This window comes from Intrasporangium sp., from assembly GCF_030452765.1.
GTDB lineage: Bacteria > Actinomycetota > Actinomycetes > Actinomycetales > Dermatophilaceae > Intrasporangium_A.
In genome coordinates, this window is sequence record NZ_JAKDLO010000007.1 from 26414 (window position 1) to 48851 (window position 22438).

Consider the following 22438-nt stretch of genomic DNA (forward strand, 5'->3'; position numbering starts at 1 on the left):
GCATGGCATGGCATTCCGACGGAAGTAGGGTCAGCAGCATGGCCTCCGGTCTCAGAGCCGCTCACCGGATCACGGCAGTGGTCCGCAAGGTCGTCAAGACGGTTCCGAGCGAGTGGAGGGCCCACCTCCGACGTCTGCCCATCGACCGTGACCTCGTCGTTTACGAGGCGTTTGCCGGCAGCGGCATGCTGTGCAATCCGGAGGCGCTCTTCCGGGTCATCCTCGACGACCCGGACCAGGCCCATCGCCATCACATCTGGGTGCTCCGCGACCTGGAGCGCCACGCCGACCTGCTCGCCGAGTTCCGCGGCAACCAGCGCGTGCGGTTCGTCGAGCGCGGCACGCTCGCCTACCACCGGGCCCTCGCCACGGCCGGGCTGCTCTTCAACAACGCGACCTTCCCGCCGGGCTTCAGCAAGCGTCCTGGTCAGATCTATGTCAACACGTGGCACGGCACCCCTCTGAAGCGGATGGGGTACGACGAGGCGCAGGGTGCGCTGGGCGCATACAACGTGCTGCGCAACTTCATGATGGCCGACTTCCTGCTTTCGACGTCGCCCTTCATGTCGGAGGTGATGTACGAGGGTGCCTATCGCCTGGCGAATGTCGCGCCGGGGCTGCTCGTCGAGGAGGGCTACCCGCGCACGGACGTTCAGTTCGCCGGCACCAGCCGGGCCCAGGCCGTCGAGCGGCTGCGGCGTTCGGGCGTGCAGGTGTCGAAGGACGATGTCGTGGTGCTCTACGCCCCTACCTGGCGGGGGGAGTCGTTCCACACCGCCCGGGACGATGCGGCACAGATGGCCAGGCTTGTCGACGAGCTCCAGGCGCGGCTGCCCGCGAACCACCGGGTCCTGCTCAAGGTCCATCAGCAGGTTGCCGAGCCGGCCACCCGGGAGGCGCGGCTCGTCGGGCGGCTCGTGGGCAACGAGGTCCCGACAAACCATGCGCTCGCTGCGACCGACCTGCTCGTCACCGACTACTCGAGCATCTTCTTCGACTTCCTCTCCACCAGGCGGCCGATCCTCTTCTACGCCCCGGACCTCGAGGACTACGGGGCGTACCGGGGGTGGTACGTGTCACCCGACGACCTGCCTGGCCCGGTAGTGGACTCGGTCGACGACCTCGCCAAGCTCGTCCGCGCATCGGGGTCCGGTTCGGCGGAAGACCCGCTCGTGACGCACGGCGGGCGACGGGAGGCGGCGCGGACCCGCTTTGCGCCTTGGGACGACGGCGCGGCCACCCAGCGGGTGCTCGACATCGTGCTGCGTGAGCCGGCGCAGCAGCGGCGGGTTCGCCCGACCCGACGCGACGGGCGGCCCACGCTGCTGATCTACCTCGGGGGCATGAAGTCCAACGGCATCACCACCTCGGGCCTGAACCTGCTGCGGAACCTCGACCACGACAGGTTCGATGTCTCGGTCGTCCACAACCAGAGCCAGGACCCCGAGCGACGCTCGAACTTCACCCACATCGATGAGCGGGTGCGACAGTTCGTCCGGTCGGGGGGGTTCAACGCGGGCAAGCGGAACGTCCTGCGCAAACGCCGGCTACTCAGCGGGGCGGCGGAGCGGCTCGGGTCCCGGGAGCGGGCCGTCCTCATGGAACTGCTCCTCGATGACTGGCGGCGCACTGTGGGAACGGCCCACTTCGACCACGTCATCGACTTCAGCGGCTACAGCCCCCTCTGGTCCTTCATGATTGGTGTTGCGCCGGCGGGCACGAGGTCCATCTGGCTGCACAACGACCTCGCCGCCGACCAGCAACGGGAGGTCGAGGGCCGCAATCCGCACCGTCGCAACCTCGCCGGAGTCTTCACCTCATACCGCGGGTTCGACCACCTCGTCTCGGTCTCCCACGCGCTGCGCGACATCAACGCGGAGAAACTGTCCAGGTGGGGACGACCGGAACAGTTCACCTGGGCCCGCAACACTATCGATGCCGACCGGATGCTGCGGGGGGCCGCCGAGGTGCCGCCGGCCGGCCTGGTCCCGCAGACCGATGGGACGATATTCGTCACGGTCGGCCGCCTGTCGCCCGAGAAGAACCACCAGCGACTCATCAAGGCCTTCGCTCTCGTGCATGCGCAGCACCCGGACGCCCGCTTGGTCCTGATCGGGGATGGCCCCCTGCGTGACGACATCACCGGTCTGGTGGCTCGCCTCGGACTGACCGGAGCGGTGACCCTCACGGGTCTGCAACCGAACCCGTGGGCCATCATGGCCCGCTGTGGGGCCTTCGTCCTGTCCAGCGACTACGAGGGACAACCGATGGTGATCCTGGAAGCACGCATGCTGGGGCTTCCCGTGGTCAGCACCGAGTTCGACTCTGTCCGGGGATCCCTGCCCGCCGGTGTGGGGCGCATCGTGAGACGTGATGTGGCTGACCTGGCCGAAGGTATGCGCGCCGTGCTCCGTGGGGACGTACCGCATCCGCCCTTCGACCCGACCGACTACAACAGGAAGGCCATCGATGAGTTCCTCCAGGCGATCGGGGCCAGCCGTGCGGGAGACACCCATGAGTGAGAGCGCATCGAACCACCGGCAGGAACTCGTGGTCGTACTGGTCGGTTCCTCAGATGGCAGGTCCCTCGTCCGGGTCCTGTCAGACCACCCGAGGCACGAGTGTCATGTGGTGGGCTTCGGCGACGACCCGAGCTGGGGACTGTCCCGCAGGGGTGTGCCGTTCCACCCTGCCGTCACCCCGGTCGAGTTCAACTGGGTGCTGAAGATGATCGGGAGCCCGAGCAAGATCATCGACCTTCGCGCCGTGTCCCGCGAGACCCGCATGGCCGTGCTCGACCGTCTCCTGCTTCACCTCTCGCACGGTGGACGCTATGTCATCCCCCGACACGCGTGTCCGTCGACGGAGGACTACGCGTCGCTGGCCGCGGATGTCATTCGTATGGGTGCGGTCGGTCTCGGCCTGCCAGGCTCCGAGCCCCAGAGTCCCCGGGAGGGCGCCCTGGCGCGGTGTGTCGGCGAAGTAGCAGTCGGCGTCGATCATCTGGCTCTCACGAAGGTGGGTACGCATTACCTGAGGGTGGTGGAGGCAGACGCCAGCAGGACGCTGGCCTCTCGGTCCCGTCGCAGCAGGGTCCAGGACATTGTCAGGCTCCCCGCTCAGGCGTTCACCGCCCTCGGCAAGACCACCTCTCACGGGGTCAGCCACTCCGTAGCCGGGATCGAGCCGACATTCGAGGTGCCGGCGATGACGCTGCGGAGATATGAAGGCGACATCACCCTCGTGGGCAGCTGCCTTGCCCTTCTCGAGTCATCCGTCATGCCCGAGTCGTTCAGGCACAACCACGAGTCCACGTTGCGAAATCCGAGGCTGGTTGCCGTCGACCGCGAGTTCGCGACGGTCTCCGACAGAGACATCGCCACTCGGCACCTGCCCGGGTCCTACTACCACCTGGATGCATCGAACTCCGGCCACTTCGGTCATCTGACGACAGAGGTGGTGTCGAAGCTCTGGGGTTGGGACGAGGCAAAGTCCCGCTGTCCTGACCTGAAGGCATTCTTCCGGTTGCGGCATCCCAACGAACGGATCCCGGAGCTTGAGATGCGGCTCTTCCAGGCCTACGGGATAGACCGCCGCGACGTCGTCTGGGCGGGAGAACCCGTCCGTGTTGATGAGCTCTACGGTGCGAGCCCCCTGTGGCACAACCAGTTTCCCCATTTTGTGAGTCCGCGCATCGTCGAGATCTGGGACCGGATGGCTGGGCATCTGGTCCGACACCAGGCGGAGGACCCGGAGCGCGTGTTCGTCTCGCGCCATGACACGACGAGCAGCAACAGGCGGTGCCGGAACCGGCACGACGTCGAGTCGTATTTCGAAGGCAGGGGATTCACGGTTATCTACCCCGAACATCTCGACCTGGTCGAGCAGGCGACGATCTTTGCAGGGGCAAAGGTGGTCGCAGGCTTCGCTGGATCGGCGCTGTTCAACCTCATGTACTCGCGTCGCCTCGAGAAGGCCATCGTCCTTGCGCATGAGGGGTACACCGCTCGCAACGAACACCTGTATGGCGCGGTGCTCGGCTTCGACGTGGACTACGTGTGGAGCAGTCCCGACATCGCCCATCCGGAAGGGGGCTGGACCGAGGCCGCCTACTTCTCGGACTGGGAGTTCGACTTCAGGCGGAACAAGAAGACGCTCGAGGCACTCGTCCCGTGAGCTTCGCCTGTAGCCGGGTCCGCTCAGGTTTCAGGAGTCGTCGGCGAGACCCCAGACGGCATCGACGACGCGTTTCGCGGCATGTCCGTCGTCGTGCGGCGCGAACTGTTGGCGGAATGACTCGTATCGGTCGTGGTAGTCCCTGCCGAGGCGGTCCGGTGCCGACAATGACCCCAGCACCTCATCGGTTGTCGCGTGCATCGGCCCCGGGGCGATCTCCCTGAAGTCCAGGTAGAACCCACGGGTCGTCCCCGCGTACTCCTCGATGTCGGGAACGAGGAAGACCATGGGCCGACCCGTCACGGCGAAGTCGAACATGATCGACGAGTAGTCAGTGACGAGCGCGTCCGAGATGAGCATCAGCTCGGCTACATTGGGGTAGGTCGAGACATCGACGATATTCGCGGGGGTTGTCCCCGCGGCCATTCCTTGGGTGTTGCTGTGGCCACGCACCAGCAACACGGTGTCGTCGCCCAGGGCAGCACTGACCTCGTCGAGCTTGAGGTAGTTGACGAACGCGTACCTGCCCGACGAGGTTTTGACGGTGTCACGCCACGTAGGCGCGTACAGGACCACCTGCTGCCCGGGGCGAACGCCGACCCGTTGTCGCACCGAGTCGACGAGCTCAGCACTGGAGCCGGCGAGGATGTCGTTGCGTGGGTAGCCGAGGGACAGGACCTCGCCGTCGTAACCGAACGCCGCCGGCAGAGCATCAGCCGCGAACGAGTTCTGGGCCAGCAGGAAGTCCCACGCAGCCGCCTCCCGACGCATCAGAGCCCGGTAGGACAGCGACAGGTTCGCAGAGGGAACGTCGTTGCCGATGCGCTTGAGCGGTGTGCCGTGCCAGGTCTGAAGGTAGGTCTGGTCCGGGTGCTTCTCGAAGTAGTACGGGAAGTTGTTGTTGTTCACCAGGTAGCGCGAGGTGTGGAGGCACTCGTAGTACTCATGCGTGCCGACCAGGACGGAGCGGGCGTCGGATGGTGCCTCCGCGGCGTGGTCCGAGACAGACCACACCAGATCGGCGTCCACGCCGCGGCGGCGCAGCTCACGGTGGATCTCGAGGGGCGAGTCAGACGCCGACTTCCCGTTGTAGCTCGAGAAGAGGACCACATTCCGCAGCGGCGAGCGAAGCAGGGCTGGGATCTGCTCCTGCAGCCGACGTTGCGGATACCGGCCGAAGGCCTCCCCGAGCGGTGGACGCGTGTTCACCCACAGAGCCCGAGCACCTGCAGTCACGGTGAACCGGAAGGCGCTGCGCTCGTTCTCGTGCCACGCGAGGTACTGCTGCTCGACGTCTGCGATGCGAGTCGTGGCGACCGGCACCCAGATCGATCGAGACAGTGACCCGGCCTCCGTCAGGAGCCGCAGGGACCAACCGTCGGACGCTCGGGGGACGTCCTGCTTGGACCATCTGGCCTCGAGCGGGCTGAACGTCGCAGCGAAACGGGACGTTCGGGGGTCGTAGATCAGCGCTTCGGGAGACCACATGCCGGACGTGCCGCCGAGAGCGAGATGTGGACTCCGCCCTCCGGGCGTGGCCGCCAGACCGTGAACGGTGAAGGACGAGCAGTCATCGGCGACATCGAGGGCGGTCACCACAGCGTGTCGGACGTTCTCCTCGCAACGGAGACGTCCTTTGCCGTCGACGGAGAGTCTCAGGTGTCCGGACAGTGCCTCGTCGGTCTCGAGCTCTGCCTGCGAGCCCGAGAAGTGAACAGGCATCGTCCTGCCGTCGAGCTGAACGCTCAGCCCCCATCGCCACGTCCGGTGCTGGCTCGCGCCCGGAGGGAGCGACGGTACCGGCAGGGTGATCACGCAGGAGGACGAACCGGGTGGGAGAGCCGCTCTCTTGTGCATGCCGAGGTAGGTGTTCGCCACCTGGACCACGCGGCGGCCGGGAACGGACGGGACAGCAGACAGCACCAACCGCAGCATGCGGCCAGTCAGTGATGCGCCTTCGGCGACGGCGTGCGGCACCTTCGCGTCGACGCGCAGGCCCACGGTCGGCTCGAACGTCGCGACGATGCGGCTACCACTCGACAGGATGGAGCTGGCTGGGAGTCGGTTGGCGGTCCATCTGCGGTCCTGCGCGCGGATGCGACTGGTCCATGTGTCCTCGCCCCGTCGCAGCGTCACGTCGACGTGCCAGTCCAGGACGTCTCCGTGTCCGTCGTCGCCGGCGCTCGGTGTGCCGGCGATCATCGAGGCGAGCTCCCCGAGCGGGAAGCGGAGCAGGTAGCCGCACGACCCGTGCCGGGCGGCCGCCTCGTCCGTCGCCTCGACGAAACCGGCCCCACGTACACGCTCCACCTCACCTCGGATGTACGGTCGGTCGTCACCCAGGGTGCCCCGGATGATCCGGCAGCTCAGCTCGCCGCGGGTCGCATCGTCGGAGGTTCCGGGAAGCCATGCCATCAGGGTCAGCTCCAACACCGACGCGTCGATGTGGTACCCGACGAGGGTGGTGCGCAGGACGTCGGACTCGGGAGCCAACCGCAGCTCGTTGTCCGGCGGGCGCCAGCCGAGCTCGGGAAGGTAGAGCGGCCTGCCGATCGGGGGCGACACGGAGCGGTCCACCCGGACGCATCCGACCCCGAGCTCTTCCCTGCGCCGCACAGCCGTGCAGACGTCGTCGCGACGGCCCTCGATGACGAGCCGAGCGAGCAGCCGGTCGTGGATGTCGATGCGCTCCCACGCGCTCGCGTCCGCCTGCTCGGCCACCTTGAGGACGGTCTCGCGCAGCGGTTTCCAGAAGTCGTCCCCGGTTCGCGGGATCACGCTGTAGTAGGAGCCGAGGTCGAGGCCGAGCGTCTTGGCGACCCAGTAGCTCCGCACCGTTGGCTCAGCGTTCGCCGACAGGATCGTCGCGGCGCCCTCGATCGCGCGCAACCGGTCGTTCAGGTCGTGGAGGTTGCCCTTCTGTTGCGAGATGGAGGTGCCATCGGATCGCACGTACCACGTGTAGACGGTGTCGTGGAGGATATCGAAGCTCCGAGCGGATGTGTAGGCGCGGGCGCTCGGGATCTGGTCCTCGTAGCGCACTCCTTCCGGGAACGGCGAGACATGCTCGAGGAAGAAGCCCCTACGAAAGACCTTGTTGCAGGCGAAAACATCCGCGAGCACCTCTGGATAGTCATCGAGCCGCAAGGAGGTGCGCGTGACGCGGTGGACTTCTTCGGCCCAGCGAGGAAGCCACGTGCGGCCCCCCTGTCTGCGCTGGATACTGCCGACGACGAAGTCCGAGCCGCTCTGCGTGATGCTGTCGACCATCTTGGCGTACGCGGTCTTCGGCAGATCGTCGTCCGAGTCGACAAACGTGAGGAAGTCGCCAGTCGCGTGTCGGATTCCTGTGTTGCGCGCTGCACCGAGCCCTGCGTTCGCTTGTTCGATGACGTGGACTCGACGATCCCACCTGGCATACCCTCGGGCTATCTCAGCCGAGCGGTCAGGGGAACCGTCAATGACGACGATTATCTCCAGGTCCGCGTAGGTCTGCCAGATGAGGCTGTTGAGACAACCTCGCAGATACTGCTCCACCCGGTAGCACGGCACAATCACCGATACACGCCCCTTGCTCGGCAGACGCGTGCGGGTCAGCAGGGCCGCCTTGTGCCGGAGCGCAGGGTGGGCGCGAGCGCGCAACCTGGCCCATGCGTCATGAGGGACACGATTCCGGACTCCCTTGTAGGCGGCGGCTGCCAGCGACCTGGCGGGAACGTGTTGTCGCCAGGTGCGGGACAACTTCATACGGACTCCTCCAGCCGGTGCTGATCAGCGGGCTTCTGGGACGTTTGCGTCGCGTCGTCATCGTACCGAGTGGCGTACCGCGCGTCCGTGCGCGCCGCGCGGCGTCGTCGGGGCCGACCCGCATAGACTTCCATCGGCGCAGAGGGTCCCAACGGGCCGGTCGCGATCGAGCAGAGAGGCGGTGGCATGAGTGGCATGATCCTCGTCCCCGAGTTCAAGGGGCTCATGGCCAACCGCAACGTCCTGGGTACGTTGGTGCGCCGGGATCTACGCGTCCGATACGCCCGTAGTGTGCTCGGCTACCTCTGGTCGGTGCTGGATCCACTGGCCATGTCGCTCATCTACTTCCTTGTGTTCACGCTGATCTTCAAGGCGCGCCACGTCGGCAACGAACCGTACTTCCTCCATCTGCTGACCGGGCTGCTCGTGTGGCAGTGGTTCTCCCTCTGCATGACCGAGACCTCACGTGCTCTGCTGCAGGAGTCGAGGCTCGTCAAGTCGACCAACCTGCCGCGTGAGCTGTGGGTGGTGCGGGTCGTGCTGGCAAAGGGGGTGGAGTTCGTGCTCTCGCTGCCGATCCTCGTCATCTTCGTCGCCATCTATGTGATCCGTGGCGAGGCGCACCTGAACTGGACCCTCGTGTACTTTCCCGTTGGGATGGTTCTCACGTTCATCCTGGCCACGGGAGTCGGGCTCATCCTGGCCCCCATCACCGTCCTCGTCACCGACATGGCGCGGGTTGTCCGCATCGGCCTGCGGATGGGCTTCTACGCCACCCCCATCATCTACAGTGTCCAGTCCGCCCCGGAGAGCATCCGCCGGTTCCTCATCTTCAACCCGATGAGCGGCATCATGGAGCTCTTCCGCAGCGGCTTCTTCGAGAGCGAGCTGGGCCGCCGGGCCGTCGTCATCTCGATCGTCCTGAGCGTGCTGGTCTTCATCGTCGGTACCGCCGTCTTCAAGCGGTTCGAGGCCCCGGTGCTCAAGGAGATCTGAGTGAAGCCGGTCATCGAAGTCAAGGACCTCGGCATAGAGTTCTACCGAGGCAAGAAGCGCCGCATGTCCCTGCGCGAAATGATCCTCCAAGGCAGGAACACCGCGCCGAAGGACACCTTCTGGGCACTGCGTCACGTCACTTTCGATGTCCGGCCCGGCGATGCCGTCGGGATCATCGGGTCCAACGGCGGCGGCAAGAGCACACTACTGCGGATGATCGCCGGCGTGCTCATCCCCGACGAGGGGTCGGTGCGGGTGCGTGGCGACGTGGCTCCCCTCATCGAGCTCACGGGTGGCTTCTTGGGCGAGCTGACCGCCCGCGAGAACGTCTATCTGGCGGCGGGCCTGCACGGCCTCACCCAGGCTGACATCAGCGCGCGGTACGACGAGATCGTCGACTTTGCCGGATCTCAGGTGAAGGCCAGCATGGAGATGCCGTTCCGGCACTTCTCCTCGGGCATGCAGGTTCGCCTCGCCTTCTCGTTGATCACGACGCTTGACAAACCGATCGTCCTCGTCGACGAGGTGCTCGCGGTTGGTGACAGGTCCTTCCGCGAACAGTGCTATGTCCGGATGGAGAAGATGCTGTCCGGCGGCAAGACCCTCTTCCTGGTGTCGCACAGCGAGGGGGACCTTCGCCGTTTCGCGCAGAGGGGCCTCTACGTCCGGGAAGGACGGCTGGTGGCGGACGGGCCGATCGAGGACGTCATCTCGGAATACAACGACTACTCCGACGAGCATCAGTGAGAGACGGGTAGTCAGTGAGACTCGAGGTGGCGCCTCTCGTCGGTGACGCCGACGCGCGCCGCGTTGCGGTCAACCGACCCGCGGGGGAGTCGGTGCTTCTCGGAGCGCATCCAGACGCGGAGATGTGCGAAGCCCTCGAGCAGGTGGGCCTCATCGTTGCCGAAGCACGTGCCGACGAAGACCCGTTGACGGAACTGGCCGCCAGAGCCAAGGCACGCACCGACCTGGCCCTCGTCGTCTGTGCGGCCGACCTTCGAGTCACCCCCGTCGCCCTGCTCGACCTGGTCGACACGCCGGCCGACCGCACGGCAGCGCTGACCATTGAGCGCGCCGGCCTGGGCTCGGACGCGAGCGCCATGCCTCCCGTCCGCGTTGCGAGTCACAGCCGGCAGATCCTGTCCGCCGGGTCGGCGGTGCACGCCGTCACGAGACCCACGGCGTACTCCGCCGGCGTCTTACGAATCCGTGCCGCCGACCGACCCCGCGTCGCCGAGATCTGGCGGGTGGCCGGGCAGACCACAGTCCCGGCGGTCCGCTCGATCGAGCCCTTCGACCTCGCGCTCCTCGCGCTCGTCCGTGCGGGTCTGCCCGTCCAGGCAGTGCCCATCGGGCCGTACACGATCAGCCGCGGATCCGATCACGCACCCGGAGCGCCGGGGTCCCCGTGGCAGCAACGGCTCCGGGGTGCGTCGCGGGGCAATGACGGTGCCTTCTCGATGGCGGTCGTCCGACCGGTCTCGCGCCGGCTGACAGCAGTCGGGCTCCGTGCCGGGTGGGCGCCGAATATCGTGACCGTGGTCAGTCTCGTGCTGGGCCTGCTCGCGTGCGGCCTGGCTGCCACCGACACCCGCGGGGGATGGGTCGCCGCGGCCGTTCTCCTGCAGGCGTCTCTCGTCGTGGACTGCGTCGACGGTGAGATCGCCCGGTTCACCCGGACCTACAGCGCCCTCGGCGGCTGGCTCGACGCGGTCGGGGACCGTGTCAAGGAGTTCGCGATGGTCGGCGTCGTGGCCGGGGTCGCGGCCCAGCGGGGAACCGGGCTGTGGACGCTGGCCGTGGTGCTGCTCGCCCTGCTCGCCATCCGCCATGTGGAGGACTACTGCTACACCCGACGCGCTCGATCGGCGGCCGCCGACGAGTCACCGGACGTGTTGCCGCTCACCACGCTGGGTGACCTCGGCCCGGCGGATGCGCCCACGACGGTGCCGGCGCCACCTCGCGGCCGGGCCGTCGCCGTCCGCAAGATCAAGCAGGTGCTGCACCTGCCCATCGCCGAGCGGTACCTGATCATGTCGATCGGCCTGCTCGCCTACAGTCCCGCCTTCTTCCTTTGGGCCCTGACCGTGGCAGTGGTGCTCGCCTTCCTCTGGACCGGGCTGGGACGCACCGCAAGCGCGCTGCTGCGCCGGGACCGGCTCCGCACCGGGGGCAGCGATCCACACCTGGCTGAGCTGCTGGACCTCGGCCCGCTCGCTGCCCCCCTGGGGCCGGTCACGCTCCGGCTGACCGGGCTGCGCCTCGGCTGGCAGCTGCCGTGGCTCGTCCTCGCCGCCGAGGCGGCGGTGCTGCTCGCCGCCCTCGGCCACCTCCGGGCGGGCGGGCAGTGGGCGGCATACCTCTGGCTTGCCGCGATCTGCTGGCACCGCTACGACCTCGTCTACCGGCTCCGCGAGACGGGGCGCACGCCGGCGCGCTGGGTCGGCGTCCTCACCCTCGGTGCGATCGGCCGAATCGTGCTGCTCCTGCTCGCCGTCGCAGCCGACTGGCCCCTTGCCGCGATCCTGGCATGGGGGGGCGTCGCGCTGTTCGTCCTGTATGCCGCCGAGGCGGCGCACGACTGGACCCTGGCCGCGCGCTCCTACCGCCGCGGGGCGACGGAGGCGCCGTCGTGACGCACGACCCCACGGACGACCGCCCCACGCTGGCGACCCTGCGCAGCGTGGCGCAGCCGCCCGAGCACATCGCCCGCTACAACGCCGAGCACTGGGCCGGCGCGCTCTACATCCGTCATCTGTCGATCTACGTGACCCGGCTGCTGCTGCCCACCCACATCACCCCCAACGGGGTCACCTGGCTGATGATCGTCGTCGGCGTCCTCGGCGCCCTGGCCCTGCCGCTGCCCGGGCTCTGGGGGCCGGTCGTCGCCGTGGTGGCCATGCAGGTGCAGATCCTGCTCGACTGCTCCGACGGCGAGGTCGCGCGGTGGCGTCAACGGTTCTCCCCGGCCGGGATCTACCTCGACCGCGTCGGCCACTACCTGACCGAGGCGACGATCCCCTTCGCCCTCGGCCTGCGTGCCGACGCCTGGTCCTGGCGGGAGCCGCTCGACGTCGGCGGGTGGACGGTGCTCGGCCTGATCGTCTCGGTGCTCGTCCTGCTCAACAAGGCGTTCACCGACCTGGTTCACGTGGCCCGGGCCAAGACCGGAAGGCCGATGCTCGAGGACGTCGCCGCCACCGCGCGGTCGAGGGTGTCGGGGATGGCCGCAGTGCGGCGCGCGTTCGGCTACGTGCCGATCTTCCGGGCGTTCATCGCACTCGAGGCGAGCCTGCTCGCGCTGTCCGCCGGCATCGTCGATGTCGTTCGCGGCGACCTCGCGGGAACCCAATGGCTCGTCGTCATCCTCGTCCCGCTCGCGCTCATCACCGCGGCCGGCCACCTGCTCGGCGTCCTGACCAGCTCGAGGCTCGACTGAGATGGCACTCGTCGTCCAGTGGGCGCAGGAGCACGGCCAGGTCGGGGGAGTCCTGACGAGCCACACCCAGCTGTCCCGGCGGCTGCGGGACGAGGGTCACGAGGTGCGGTACGTCGACACGGGGTCGCTGCGGCGAGCAGTGCGGGCGGCGCCGGCGCTGGCGACGAGGCCGGCCCTGCACCTGTTCCACATCACCCGGTTGTGGCGAGCGATCATCTTGGCCCCGGTCTTCGCGGTGCTGCCCGGTCGCACGGTGCTCGTGCTCCATTCCGGGTCCACGACACGGCAGGTGCGAGACATGGGCGGGCCCATGCGGGCGGTCCTGAACCTCGCGCTGCACGCCTACGACGAGCTGTGGACGGTCAACGACGAGATCAGGGCAGTGCTGCCCGAAGGGCTCGCCGGGCGCGCGGTCGTGGTCGTTCCCTTCGACGACACCTTTCAGCCTGGCCTCGACGTCATGGCCCATGATGCCCATGCCCTCGCGCTCGCCACGAACGCCGGCCTTGCGCACTACAACGCCGAGCTCGGCCTGGACGCCGCCCGCCTGGTGCGCAGGAAGTGGCCCGATGCCACGATCCACATCCTCGCCTACGGCAACGACGGGCCCGCGCTCGATCGGCTCCGCGAGCAAGTGCGCGGCGAGGCGTGGGTCACCATCACTTTCGACCTGCCGGCCGCGGCGACGAGTGAGGTCCTGCAGCGGGTCGGGTGCTTCCTGCGCCCGACCAGCTGGGACGGCGACTCCCTCATCGTCCGGGAGGCGCTGGCCTCGGGCGCGAGGGTCGTCGCCAGTGACCGGGCACCGCGCCCGCGCGGAGTCGAGCTGGCGCCGCTCGACGCGAGTGGGCTCGCCACGGTGGTGCTCGAGGGAGGACCGGTCAGCGACGGGGCCGGGCTGGCAGAGCGAACGATGGCCCAGGCCGCCGATGCAGCCATGGACCGCCTCGAACGCATGACGTGAACCGGGACGATAGGCTCGATTCGCCGCACCGGGCAGCCGGAGCGCGTTGAGTCTGCAGGGAGCCGAGTTTGAGCGAGCGCACCGTCATCACGTTTGGTACCTTCGACGTGTTCCACGTCGGTCATGTCCGAATGCTCCAACGCGCCGCTGAGCACGGAGACCGGCTCGTTGTCGGCGTCTCGGCCGACGCCCTGAACGTTGCGAAGAAGGGACGGCCTCCCGTCTTCACGGAGGACGAGCGGATGGAGATCGTCGCCAGCCTCAAGTGCGTGGACGCGGTCTTCCTCGAGGAGTCGCTCGAGAAGAAGCGCGACTACATCTTGGAGCAGGGCGGGAAGGTGCTCGTCATGGGCGACGACTGGGCCGGCAGGTTCGACTGGGTCAGCGACGTGTGCGAGGTCATCTACCTGCCGCGCACGCCGTCGGTGTCCACGACTGGATTGATCGAGCACATCTCAAGCCTGGGCTGACGCACCTCTTTGGCTCACCGTGGTGCAGCCCACGTGCCAACGGCAGGCAGATGTTCGCCGTCTCGCATCGATGGCTTGGGTTGCCCATCTCTCCAGACCCGAACGCAACCGGCGTGGCCGAGCCTCATCCGGCCAGTTCTGCCTTGAGCTCGGGCTCGGTCTTGGCGCGCACCTCATCCTCGCTGACGCCCGGTGCGAGCTCGCGAAGTACGAGTCCGTCCGGAGTGATGTCGACGACGGCCAGATCGGTGATGATGCGCTCAACGACGCCCTTGCCGGTGAACGGAAGGGAGCATTCCTTCACGATCTTGTACGACCCGTCCTTGGCGGTGTGCTCCATCAGGACGATGACCTTCTTCGCGCCGTGGACCAGGTCCATCGCCCCGCCCATGCCTTTGACCATCTTGCCGGGGATCATCCAGTTGGAGATGTCGCCTGCCTGCGACACTTGCATCGCACCGAGGATCGCCGCGTCTACCTTCCCACCGCGGATCATCCCGAAGGACGTGGCCGAGTCGAAGAACGCAGCGCCGTTGCGCAGCGTGACGGTCTCCTTCCCGGCGTTGATCAGGTCGGGGTCCTCCTCGCCGTCGAGGGGGTACGCGCCCACGCCGAGGATGCCGTTCTCGGACTGCAGGACGATCTCGATGTCGTCGGGTACATAGTTCGGCACGAGGGTCGGCAGGCCGATCCCGAGGTTGACGTACATTCCGTCGGCCAGTTCCCTTGCGGCCCGGGCGGCCATCTGCTCACGGGTCAGTGCCATTGATCAGCCCTCCTGGCTCGCAGCGCGCACCGTTCGCCGCTCGGTTCTTGTGCTCGCGCTCTCGGTGCGCGCGAAGGTCGGCTGTGTCATGCGTGATCCTTCGCAGCGCGCACCGTTCGCCGCTCGATGCGCTTGGTGGTCGCTTGTTCCGGGGTCAGGGGCAGCACCCGCTGGACGAAGATCCCCGGCAGGTGAACCGAGTCGGGTTCGAGCTCGCCGGGCTCGACGAGCTGCTCGACCTCGGCAATCGTGAACTTCCCTGCCATCGCGCAGAGCGGGTTGAAGTTGCGCGCGGACTGGTTGAAGACGAGGTTGCCGTGTCGGTCGCCCCTGGCCGCTCGGACGAGTCCGAAGTCGGGGCGCAGGGCCCGTTCAAGCACGAACGTCTTCGTCTCGCCGTCGACCTCGAAGTCCTGGGTCTGCTTGGCGAGCGAGGAGACCGCGACGTTGCCCTGCGAGTCGTAGCGCCACGGTAGGCCACCCTCGGCCACCTGGGTGCCCACACCAGTCCGGGTGAAGAACGCCGCGATACCGGACCCGCCCGCTCGTAACCGCTCCGCGAGCGTGCCCTGAGGGGTCAGCTCGACCTCGAGCTCGCCGTGCAGGTACTGCCGTTCGAACTCCTTGTTCTCGCCTACGTAGCTGGCGACCATCCGCCGGATCCGCCTGTCCTTGAGCAGGATCCCGAGACCCCAGTCATCGACGCCGCAGTTGTTCGAGATTGCCTCGAGGCCATCGATGCCAGCGTCGTGGATGGCTTGGATCAGCACGCTCGGTATGCCACACAGCCCGAACCCGCCGACTGCTATCGACGCCCCACTGCTGATCCCCTCGATGGCCTCGCGGGGAGAAGAGACGACTTTGTCCATGGCTCGGACCCTACTCCCCAGCGGCTGTCACCCAGGGTGGCAAGCCCCCACTTGTTGGACCGCCGGATGGGATGTGACCACGTAGGTCCAGCCACGGCGGACTGCGCCGCCGTCAGGACGGGGCAGGCGCGTGCGGGCCGGGCAAGCGCCGGGTGTCGCTTCGCGGACGCGGTCACTACTGGGTTGCCTCCGAGGTGTCTCGGCGTGATGTGCGCCAGTTCCGTATGCTCTCCCCGGGGAGTGAGAGGAGTGACACTGTCCACGGAAGCGGTCTGCGCAAAGCCCGACACCCCGGTTGTCTCAGTCGTGGTGATCGGCTACAACGACGCGGCCAACCTGTCGAGAGCCGTCGGGTCAGTGCTCAGGCAGTCGCTGCGCGCGGTCGAGGTCATCATCAGTGATGACTGTTCGACGGACGACACGCCTGAGTTGGCAGGGGCGCTGCTGCGATCTGACCCGCGGGTTCGCTATGTCCGACAACCGCGCAACTCCGGTGGATGCGGGGTCCCTCGCAACGAGGGGATGAAGCTCGCCCGGGCTCCGTTCGTGATGTTCCTGGACAGCGATGACGAACTCGAACGACATGCCTGCTACAACCTCGTCAAGATGGCGCGCGAAGAACAGTGCGATGTCGTGAGCGGAAGATGCCGACGCCATCATCTCCAGAACGACACGTGGACCACGTGGTATCCCAAGCTCTACCAGGAGCGGCGCGTCCTGCTCGACATCGAGCAAGAACCCGACTTCCTCTTCGACTCGATCTCGACGAACAAGCTCTACCGCCAGTCCTTCCTCGAGGAGCATCAGCTGGCCTTTCCTGAGCGCGTCAAGTACGAGGACCTTCAGTTCACGGCGCATGTCTACTCGGTCGTGAAGCGGTTCGGCGTGATCCCGGAGACCGTCTACCACTGGCGGATCTACCCGACGGATGTCCGGCGCACGATCACTCACCAGCGCAGCACCCCCCAGAACCTTGCCGACCGGCTCCACGCCATCCGGACAGCGAGCGGCCTGTTCGTCGAGCACGACAAGCCAGCCCTCCTCGAGGGACTGCTCGGCAAGCTGCTGGCTCATGACGCGCGCATCACGGTGGAGGACGCTGCGGACACGGACGATCCTGAGCTGCATGAGCGTCTGCTCGATCTCATCGAGCCGGAGTTGCGAGCGGTGCCCCGGGAGTTCTACCAGCGCCTTTCGGCGATGGCCCGTGTCGCCCTCGGTATGGGGCTCATGCGGAACCGAGCCGGGATCCAGCAAGCAACGATGGCGAGCCGTAACCGTGGTTCTCTCGCCGGTCGGATCGTACGCCAAGGCGATCGCCTCCTGTGGGCCCCGTGGTCGACGTGGTCAGCGCCGCCAGCGGGCTCGCTCGAGGAGTTCCTGACCGATCTCAGCCATGACCCCATTCGAGATACTCCTACGCCACTGATGCGGCTCTTCCATGTGCTCGATCGGGCCGAGCGCCTTCCGGTGGGCGTCCGCCTCCGAGGGACGACCCACGACCCCCTCCTGAAGTTCACGGGTCGCGACGAGTGGCCCGAACTCACCCTTCGCATCCGACTGCGCGGTAGGAGACAGCGCCAGGAGGTACCGGTCCACCTCAGCTCGGTGGAGCCTGGACACATCCGCTGGCAGGTGGATGTGCCACGCTTCTCAAACCGGGACAACCAGCTCCAGACGCGATGGTGGCTCGACATCCGCACGACCGGCGGTGGTCTCGTCAATGACTCGGAGATCTGCCTCGGGGCGGAGCTGGGCGGCTTCTCGTTCCCCGAACCTGCCGGCGCGACGAGCCATCTTCGCTCGAGGATCGAGCTCTATGTGACGAGATATGGCGATGCAGCCTTCAGAAGGGCGCGGATGCAGGGACGCCCGGCCAAGGCGGCGCGCGTCCTGCATCGCACAGATCGATTGTGGGAAGAGGCCAACAGCCGCAGTCGGCGCATTCAGGCCAACATCCGGGAACGTGCGTATGAGCTGGCCCGACGGCGGCCCGTCTTCAAGAACCTCGTGTTGTTCGACTCCCACATGGGCAAGCAGTACTCGGACAACCCACGGGCGGTCTACGAGGAACTCGTGCGTCGCAACACCGGGCTCGACATCGTCTGGGACTTCCTCGATCCGGACGGGCACCCCGACTACCATGGTCGCCGGATCAAGAGGCACAGCCTCCCCTATACGCAGGCACTGGGCAGAGCGGGGAGCATCGTGGACAACCAAGGGCTGCCGGCTTGGGCGCTCAAGCGGCCCGACCAGCGCCACGTTCAGACTTGGCACGGCACCCCCCTGAAGCGGATGGCCCTGCACAAGCTCGAGAACCTCCACGCCTCACCGGAGACTGTTGCTCGCATCACCGGCGAGGCCGCATGGGATGCCCTGGTGAGCCCATCGGACTACTTCGAGCGAACCTTAGTCGACTCCTATCGGTTCACCGGAAAGCTGATCCGTGGGGGCAGTCCACGCAACGATGTGCTCATCAACAACCCCGATCCTGACCCGATGTTGGTGCGCCGGCTTGATCTTCCGGAGCGCAAGTCGGTCGTGCTCTACGCGCCGACGTTCCGCGAGAACCTGAGAGACAGCCGTCGGGCGGCTGACGTGCTCCTCGACCTGGGCAGATGGATCGAAGAGATGGGCGAGACCCACTACCTGCTCCTTCGGTCGCACTATCTCAACAAGTTCGCGGTCAAACGTGAGTACGCCCCATACCTGATGGACGTCTCTCACGTGGAGGAGATCAGCGATCTGTACCGACTTTCGGACATGTTGGTGACCGACTACTCATCGGTGATGTTCGACTACATCTGGCTCGACAAGCCCATCATCATCTACGCGCCGGACTACGAGAACTACACCCAGGACACCCGCGGCACCTACTTCGAGTTGCGGGACGACGCACCCGGGCCATTCTGTGAGACGCAGGAGGCGTTGCACTCACTGGTGCGTACCGCCCGAGAGGACCAGGCGCGCATGACGGAGACCCGGAGATCGTTCCGAGATCGCTACTGCGGAGACGAGGACGGCAAAGCGTCAGCTCGCGTGGTGGACTTCCTTCTTGCTGACCGGCAAGCCCGCCGATGAGGGGGAGACCGACCGTCGGCGACGAGCGTGCCGGGCAGGGACCGGGATCGACGGGCATACGTCGGATCGCGCTGGTGGGGATCGAACATTCCCGGCTCGGTGGTGTCGCAGGGTTCATGAACACTCTTGCCAACGGACTCCTGGGCCGCGGCTATGAGGTTGAGATCATCGGCCTCCAGCCCAGTTCTCCCGGAAATGCGTACGCCTTCGAGCGAGACCCGGGCATCACCGTGCGCACCATCCAGGAGTCGATCCCGCCGGACTGGGTACGCTTGGACAGATTGGACCGACTCAACCCTCGAAAGGTTGCTGCGGCCCGGCGTTGGCAACGCACCCGCGACCGTGGGGTCGCCAAGCTCCGTCCCATCGTTTCCGGCTGGGGGCCGGAGACGCTGATCATCTGCACCCAGATCCAGGGCATGGAGTACCTGGTCCCAGCCGGTCTTGAACCGGGTAACCCGCAGGGGCCTTACGTGATCGCGCAATACCACGGCTCTAGGCAGATGTCCGTTGCCGTTGGCTCCGTCCGGCGTCTGCGTCGGTGGTGTGCGAACGCGGATCGGTTCCTCGCCCTCACCCCCACCGACGCGGAGGAGTTCCGCATCCGTGACCAGCTCAACAACACGGGATTCATATATAATCCGGTCCCACGTCAACGACATGGGCCGGCGCAGCGAGAAGACGTGGTCGTGTCGCTCAATCGCTACGACGAGCAGAAGTCACTGGACTGGTTGCTCCGAGCGTGGGCGGTGGTGTCTCCCGACTTCCCTCAGTGGCGGTTGCGGCTGTACGGGGAGGGACCGCTGAGGGACGAGTTGGCGGTGCTCATCCACGAGTTGGGGGTATCCGGGACAGCCACTCTCGAGGGGATCACGAGCGATCCGGAGTCTGTGCTCCGCCGAGCCAAGATCTATGCGTTGTCCAGCCAGGACGAAGGGCTGCCCCTGACGATCGTCGAGGCCGCAGTGGCTGGTGTCCCAACTGTCTCGTTCGACTGTGCCCCGGGAATCCGCGACCTGATCGACGACGGCGTCAACGGAGTTGTCGTGCCCAAGAACCACGTGAGCGGACTGGTCACGGGTCTGCGACAACTGATGGCCGACGATGCACTGCGTGAACGGCTCGGAGTACGGGCTGAACAGGACTCCGGGAGGTTCGCCCTCGACACGGTCCTCGACCGGTGGGAGGACGAGATGCGCGAGCTCACTGGTCGATCGACGCCGCGACCGGCTGTGGTTTGACGGCAATCCGTCCTTCCGAGATTCGGACGAGAAACAGCTGCTCACCGGTGCGATCGAGGAAGTCGTCGGTTGCCTTCCGTGCCCCGTCCCAGTATCCGTAGTCGTCGAGGATGAGCACTCCCCCCGGGGCGAGCCGGGGATAGAGGTGCTCGAGCTCGTGCGCTGTCGACGCGAACCAGTCGGTGTCGAGGCGCAGCAAGGCGATTCGCTCGGGGGCCGTCCCGGGGATCGTCTTTTCGACCTTTCCCTGGACGTAGTGGATGGGCCCTGGGTAGCCGATCGAGTCCATGCCCTCGCGGACGTCTTCGAGAGTCGCCCGGGCGCGCAAGGCACTGTCCACGCCGGCTCCGGTCAGCAGATCCGCCGCGGAGCGACCGTCCCGCCGTCTCATGTCCTCTTCGGTGGCCTCGCTCATGCCTTCAAAGGTGTCGTAGAGATACAGCTCACGGCCGGCGTCGCCGAGCTCCATCAGGGTCAGTGCGGCGGCCATCATGGATCCGCCGCGCCAGACCCCGCACTCCACGATGTCACCCTCGATGCCGTAGCGGTGCAGGTAGCGCAACCCGTCGATCAGGCCCAGCACCTTGAACTGGCTCGTCATCGTGCGCCCTGAGATGCGCGCGATGACAGAGCTCGCAAAGTCATCCACATCGAAGCTTCCCGGCTCACCACCCTGTGGCAGTGGTTTGGGGGTCGGAGCCGCACTGGGAGCGTTGTCAGTGGTCGCCGGTGCCGGTCTCGGGGCGGGAGCCTGAGGTGTGAGCGCCGCACCTGCCGGCGCGGGAGACGTGTTTCGCCCGCCACGCCGCGTGATCTGGTACCCCAGCGGGGCCAAGGCACGGTTGATGCCGCGCTTGAGCCGGATTGTTCGCATTCACTCCTCCTGGAGGTCGAGGGTCACTGCCTCGGTACGCCGTCGACCCTCCGGGTCGCCAGGTGAGCCTCTCGACAGAAGGACCGACCCGTCAAGCGCCCACACCGCGAGGATGTCAAGGAGCGCATCGGGCAGGACGCCGGACACTGCGGCTCGAGGCGTGCCCGGCCAGTCGTCGTGGCTGGTGACCAGCTCCGCATACGACCGCTCTTGCTGACCGTCGAGGGCGAGGTCACCCGGCTCCGGGTCGGCCAGAGGTGAGAACCGGTCGCCGTGCGTCGCCAGGTCACGGGCCTCGTCGACCGCCCCCGGGGCCAGGGAAGCGTCCGGATGGCGGCGGGCCAGGGCGGGCAGGCACACGAGGACCGCATCTGCGTGGTGGTCCGCGGCATGCTCTGGGTCGTGGGTGACGAGGACGTCCGCATTACGAGAGTCCGGCCCGGTCACGGCCGTCGCGCCGACCGCCCAGGTGGCGAGGGCCCAGTAGACCGCGCGCCAGTGCGTCGGCAGGTCGAGACCCACCCTCGTGCCGGGCTCGGCACCCGCGTCGTCCTGGAGCAGGTTGGCCGCCTTGGCGACCCAGTTGGCCAGGACGTGGGCGGACAGCTCGATGCGCTCGCCCTGCGTCGGGCCGGGCACGTCGTCGTACCACGTGAGCCGAGGGCGCCCCGGGTCGGAGGCCTGCATCCGGGTAAGGATCTCGCTGGGGGAGAGCACGGCCAGAGCCTACGTCGGCCGGTCGTCAGTCCTTGACGGTGGTGCCCGTCGGCGGTGTGGTGAGCGGCTCGTCGTTCTTCAGCGCGCTGAAGAGGGCCTTGGCCTGCGCGGTGTTCCACTTGACCGCTACGCCGGCATTGGAGGTCGGGTAGGCCAGGTTCTCGACCGGCACGCTCAGGGACAGACCCTCGTCGTTGCTGACGCTGCGCATCGCCCGCAGGATCCGGACGGCATCCATGAGGCTCGTTTCCTCGCCGACGGTGATCCCGCCCGCGACGGCATCGGCGAAGCCCTTGTAGCGCCACGGGACCAGCACCGTCGCCGGCGTCGCGGCCTCCTTCATCAGGGCGCCGAGGAACTGCCGCTGCCGGGCCGCGCGCCCGATGTCGCCGAGCGGGTCCTCGTAGCGGCTGCGGACGTATCCGAGGGCGTTCTTGCCGTTAAGTGTCTGGCAGCCCTTCTTCAGGTCGATCCCGGCCTTCTTGTCCTTCATGTCGCGCGGCACGCAGATGTCGACCCCGCCGAGCGAGTCGACGACGGCCGCGAAGCCGCCGAGCCCGATCTCGAGGTAGCCGTCGACGTGGATCCCGGTCACCTGCTCGACGGTCTCGGTGAGCAGCTTCGGCCCGCCGAGCGAGAACGACGCGTTGATCTTGTTGCTGCCGTAGCCAGGGATCGGCACGTAGGAGTCACGCGGGATCGAGATCATGACCGGCTTGCCGCCGCTCTCGGAGACGTGCACGAGCATGATCGTGTCGGTGCGCTGGCCCTCCGCGTTGCCGGTCGCGTACTCCTTGCGTTGTGCTTTCGTGAGGCCCTCGCGGCTGTCCGAGCCGACCAGCAGGTAGTTGTAGCCCGACGTGTCCGCCGGCCTGGCCCCGTCGGGGATGTTGTCGACGCGGGCCACGTTGTTCCACGCGTTGAACGGCACCCAGACCATGAAGGCCAGCCAGGCGACGACGACGAGCACGACACCGAGCAGGATGACGCGCCCCTTGCGTATCCGGGTGCGCGGGGGCGCCTTCACAGGTGGGGGGGTATGCCGCTCAGCCCGGACCGGCTCGGGCGCGGCCTGCCGCTGGGGCCGGCGCGAGC

At 67.1% G+C, this 22438-nt stretch carries 16 protein-coding genes; 10 read left to right on the top strand and 6 right to left on the bottom strand.

Annotated features, from left to right (window positions below):
• The first annotated feature begins 38 nt into the window (after window positions 1-38).
• Complete coding sequence (locus L0H79_RS01790) at window positions 39-2522, top strand: glycosyltransferase (protein ID WP_301482822.1); 2484 nt, start codon at window positions 39-41, stop codon at window positions 2520-2522.
• 244 nt (window positions 2523-2766) lie between these two features.
• Window positions 2767-4176, top strand: a complete 1410-nt coding sequence (locus tag L0H79_RS01795; protein WP_301482823.1) for a DUF563 domain-containing protein — start codon at window positions 2767-2769, stop codon at window positions 4174-4176.
• A 30-nt stretch (window positions 4177-4206) separates the two neighbouring features.
• Here the strand turns inward: L0H79_RS01795 and L0H79_RS01800 are convergent, their stop codons facing one another.
• The gene (locus L0H79_RS01800; protein WP_301482824.1) at window positions 4207-7923 is read right to left on the bottom strand and encodes a bifunctional glycosyltransferase family 2 protein/CDP-glycerol:glycerophosphate glycerophosphotransferase; all 3717 of its coding nucleotides are present in this window, start codon (window positions 7921-7923) and stop codon (window positions 4207-4209) included.
• 186 nt (window positions 7924-8109) lie between these two features.
• On the opposite strand from L0H79_RS01800, the gene L0H79_RS01805 reads away from it, so the two are divergent.
• The 6 genes from L0H79_RS01805 (at window position 8110) to L0H79_RS01830 (ending at window position 13795) form a co-directional block, all read left to right on the top strand.
• On the top strand, window positions 8110-8919 hold the full coding sequence (locus tag L0H79_RS01805) for an ABC transporter permease (RefSeq protein ID WP_301482825.1): 810 nt from the start codon (window positions 8110-8112) through the stop codon (window positions 8917-8919).
• Window positions 8920-9666 carry an ABC transporter ATP-binding protein gene (locus L0H79_RS01810; protein ID WP_301482826.1) on the top strand — a complete coding sequence of 249 codons (747 nt, stop codon included), beginning with the start codon at window positions 8920-8922 and terminating at the stop codon, window positions 9664-9666.
• 26 nt (window positions 9667-9692) lie between these two features.
• On the top strand, window positions 9693-11558 hold the full coding sequence (locus L0H79_RS01815; RefSeq protein ID WP_301482827.1) for a CDP-alcohol phosphatidyltransferase family protein: 1866 nt from the start codon (window positions 9693-9695) through the stop codon (window positions 11556-11558).
• Window positions 11555-12361: a CDP-alcohol phosphatidyltransferase family protein gene (locus L0H79_RS01820; protein ID WP_301482828.1), complete on the top strand. Its 807-nt coding sequence runs from the start codon at window positions 11555-11557 to the stop codon at window positions 12359-12361. The genes L0H79_RS01815 and L0H79_RS01820 overlap by 4 nt, the downstream gene beginning before the upstream one ends.
• Before the next feature lies 1 nt (window position 12362).
• Complete coding sequence (locus L0H79_RS01825) at window positions 12363-13325, top strand: hypothetical protein (RefSeq protein WP_301482829.1); 963 nt, start codon at window positions 12363-12365, stop codon at window positions 13323-13325.
• Between the two features lie 68 nt (window positions 13326-13393).
• A complete protein-coding gene (locus L0H79_RS01830) occupies window positions 13394-13795 on the top strand; it encodes an adenylyltransferase/cytidyltransferase family protein (RefSeq protein WP_301482830.1) in 402 nt (133 codons plus the stop codon).
• 124 nt (window positions 13796-13919) lie between these two features.
• Here the strand turns inward: L0H79_RS01830 and L0H79_RS01835 are convergent, their stop codons facing one another.
• Entirely contained in the window at window positions 13920-14561 is a 642-nt protein-coding gene (locus L0H79_RS01835) for a CoA transferase subunit B (RefSeq protein ID WP_301482831.1), read from the bottom strand.
• Between the two features lie 86 nt (window positions 14562-14647).
• A complete protein-coding gene (locus L0H79_RS01840) occupies window positions 14648-15430 on the bottom strand; it encodes a CoA transferase subunit A (RefSeq protein WP_301482832.1) in 783 nt (260 codons plus the stop codon).
• A 249-nt stretch (window positions 15431-15679) separates the two neighbouring features.
• Between L0H79_RS01840 and L0H79_RS01845 the strand changes: the two genes are divergently transcribed.
• Both L0H79_RS01845 and L0H79_RS01850 read left to right on the top strand, forming a co-directional pair.
• Window positions 15680-18511, top strand: a complete 2832-nt coding sequence (locus L0H79_RS01845; protein WP_301482833.1) for a CDP-glycerol glycerophosphotransferase family protein — start codon at window positions 15680-15682, stop codon at window positions 18509-18511.
• Window positions 18508-19752: a glycosyltransferase gene (locus L0H79_RS01850; protein WP_301482834.1), complete on the top strand. Its 1245-nt coding sequence runs from the start codon at window positions 18508-18510 to the stop codon at window positions 19750-19752. The genes L0H79_RS01845 and L0H79_RS01850 overlap by 4 nt, the downstream gene beginning before the upstream one ends.
• Here L0H79_RS01850 and L0H79_RS01855 read toward each other — a convergent pair.
• The 3 genes from L0H79_RS01855 to L0H79_RS01865 form a co-directional block, all read right to left on the bottom strand.
• A complete protein-coding gene (locus tag L0H79_RS01855) occupies window positions 19715-20353 on the bottom strand; it encodes a TylF/MycF/NovP-related O-methyltransferase (protein ID WP_301482835.1) in 639 nt (212 codons plus the stop codon). The two genes, L0H79_RS01850 and L0H79_RS01855, sit on opposite strands and share 38 nt — an antisense overlap.
• Before the next feature lie 273 nt (window positions 20354-20626).
• A complete protein-coding gene (locus L0H79_RS01860; RefSeq protein ID WP_301482836.1) occupies window positions 20627-21343 on the bottom strand; it encodes a TIGR03089 family protein in 717 nt (238 codons plus the stop codon).
• A 25-nt stretch (window positions 21344-21368) separates the two neighbouring features.
• Window positions 21369-22438 (bottom strand): LCP family protein (locus L0H79_RS01865; protein WP_367652422.1); only part of this gene is annotated, 1070 nt, incomplete at its 5' end.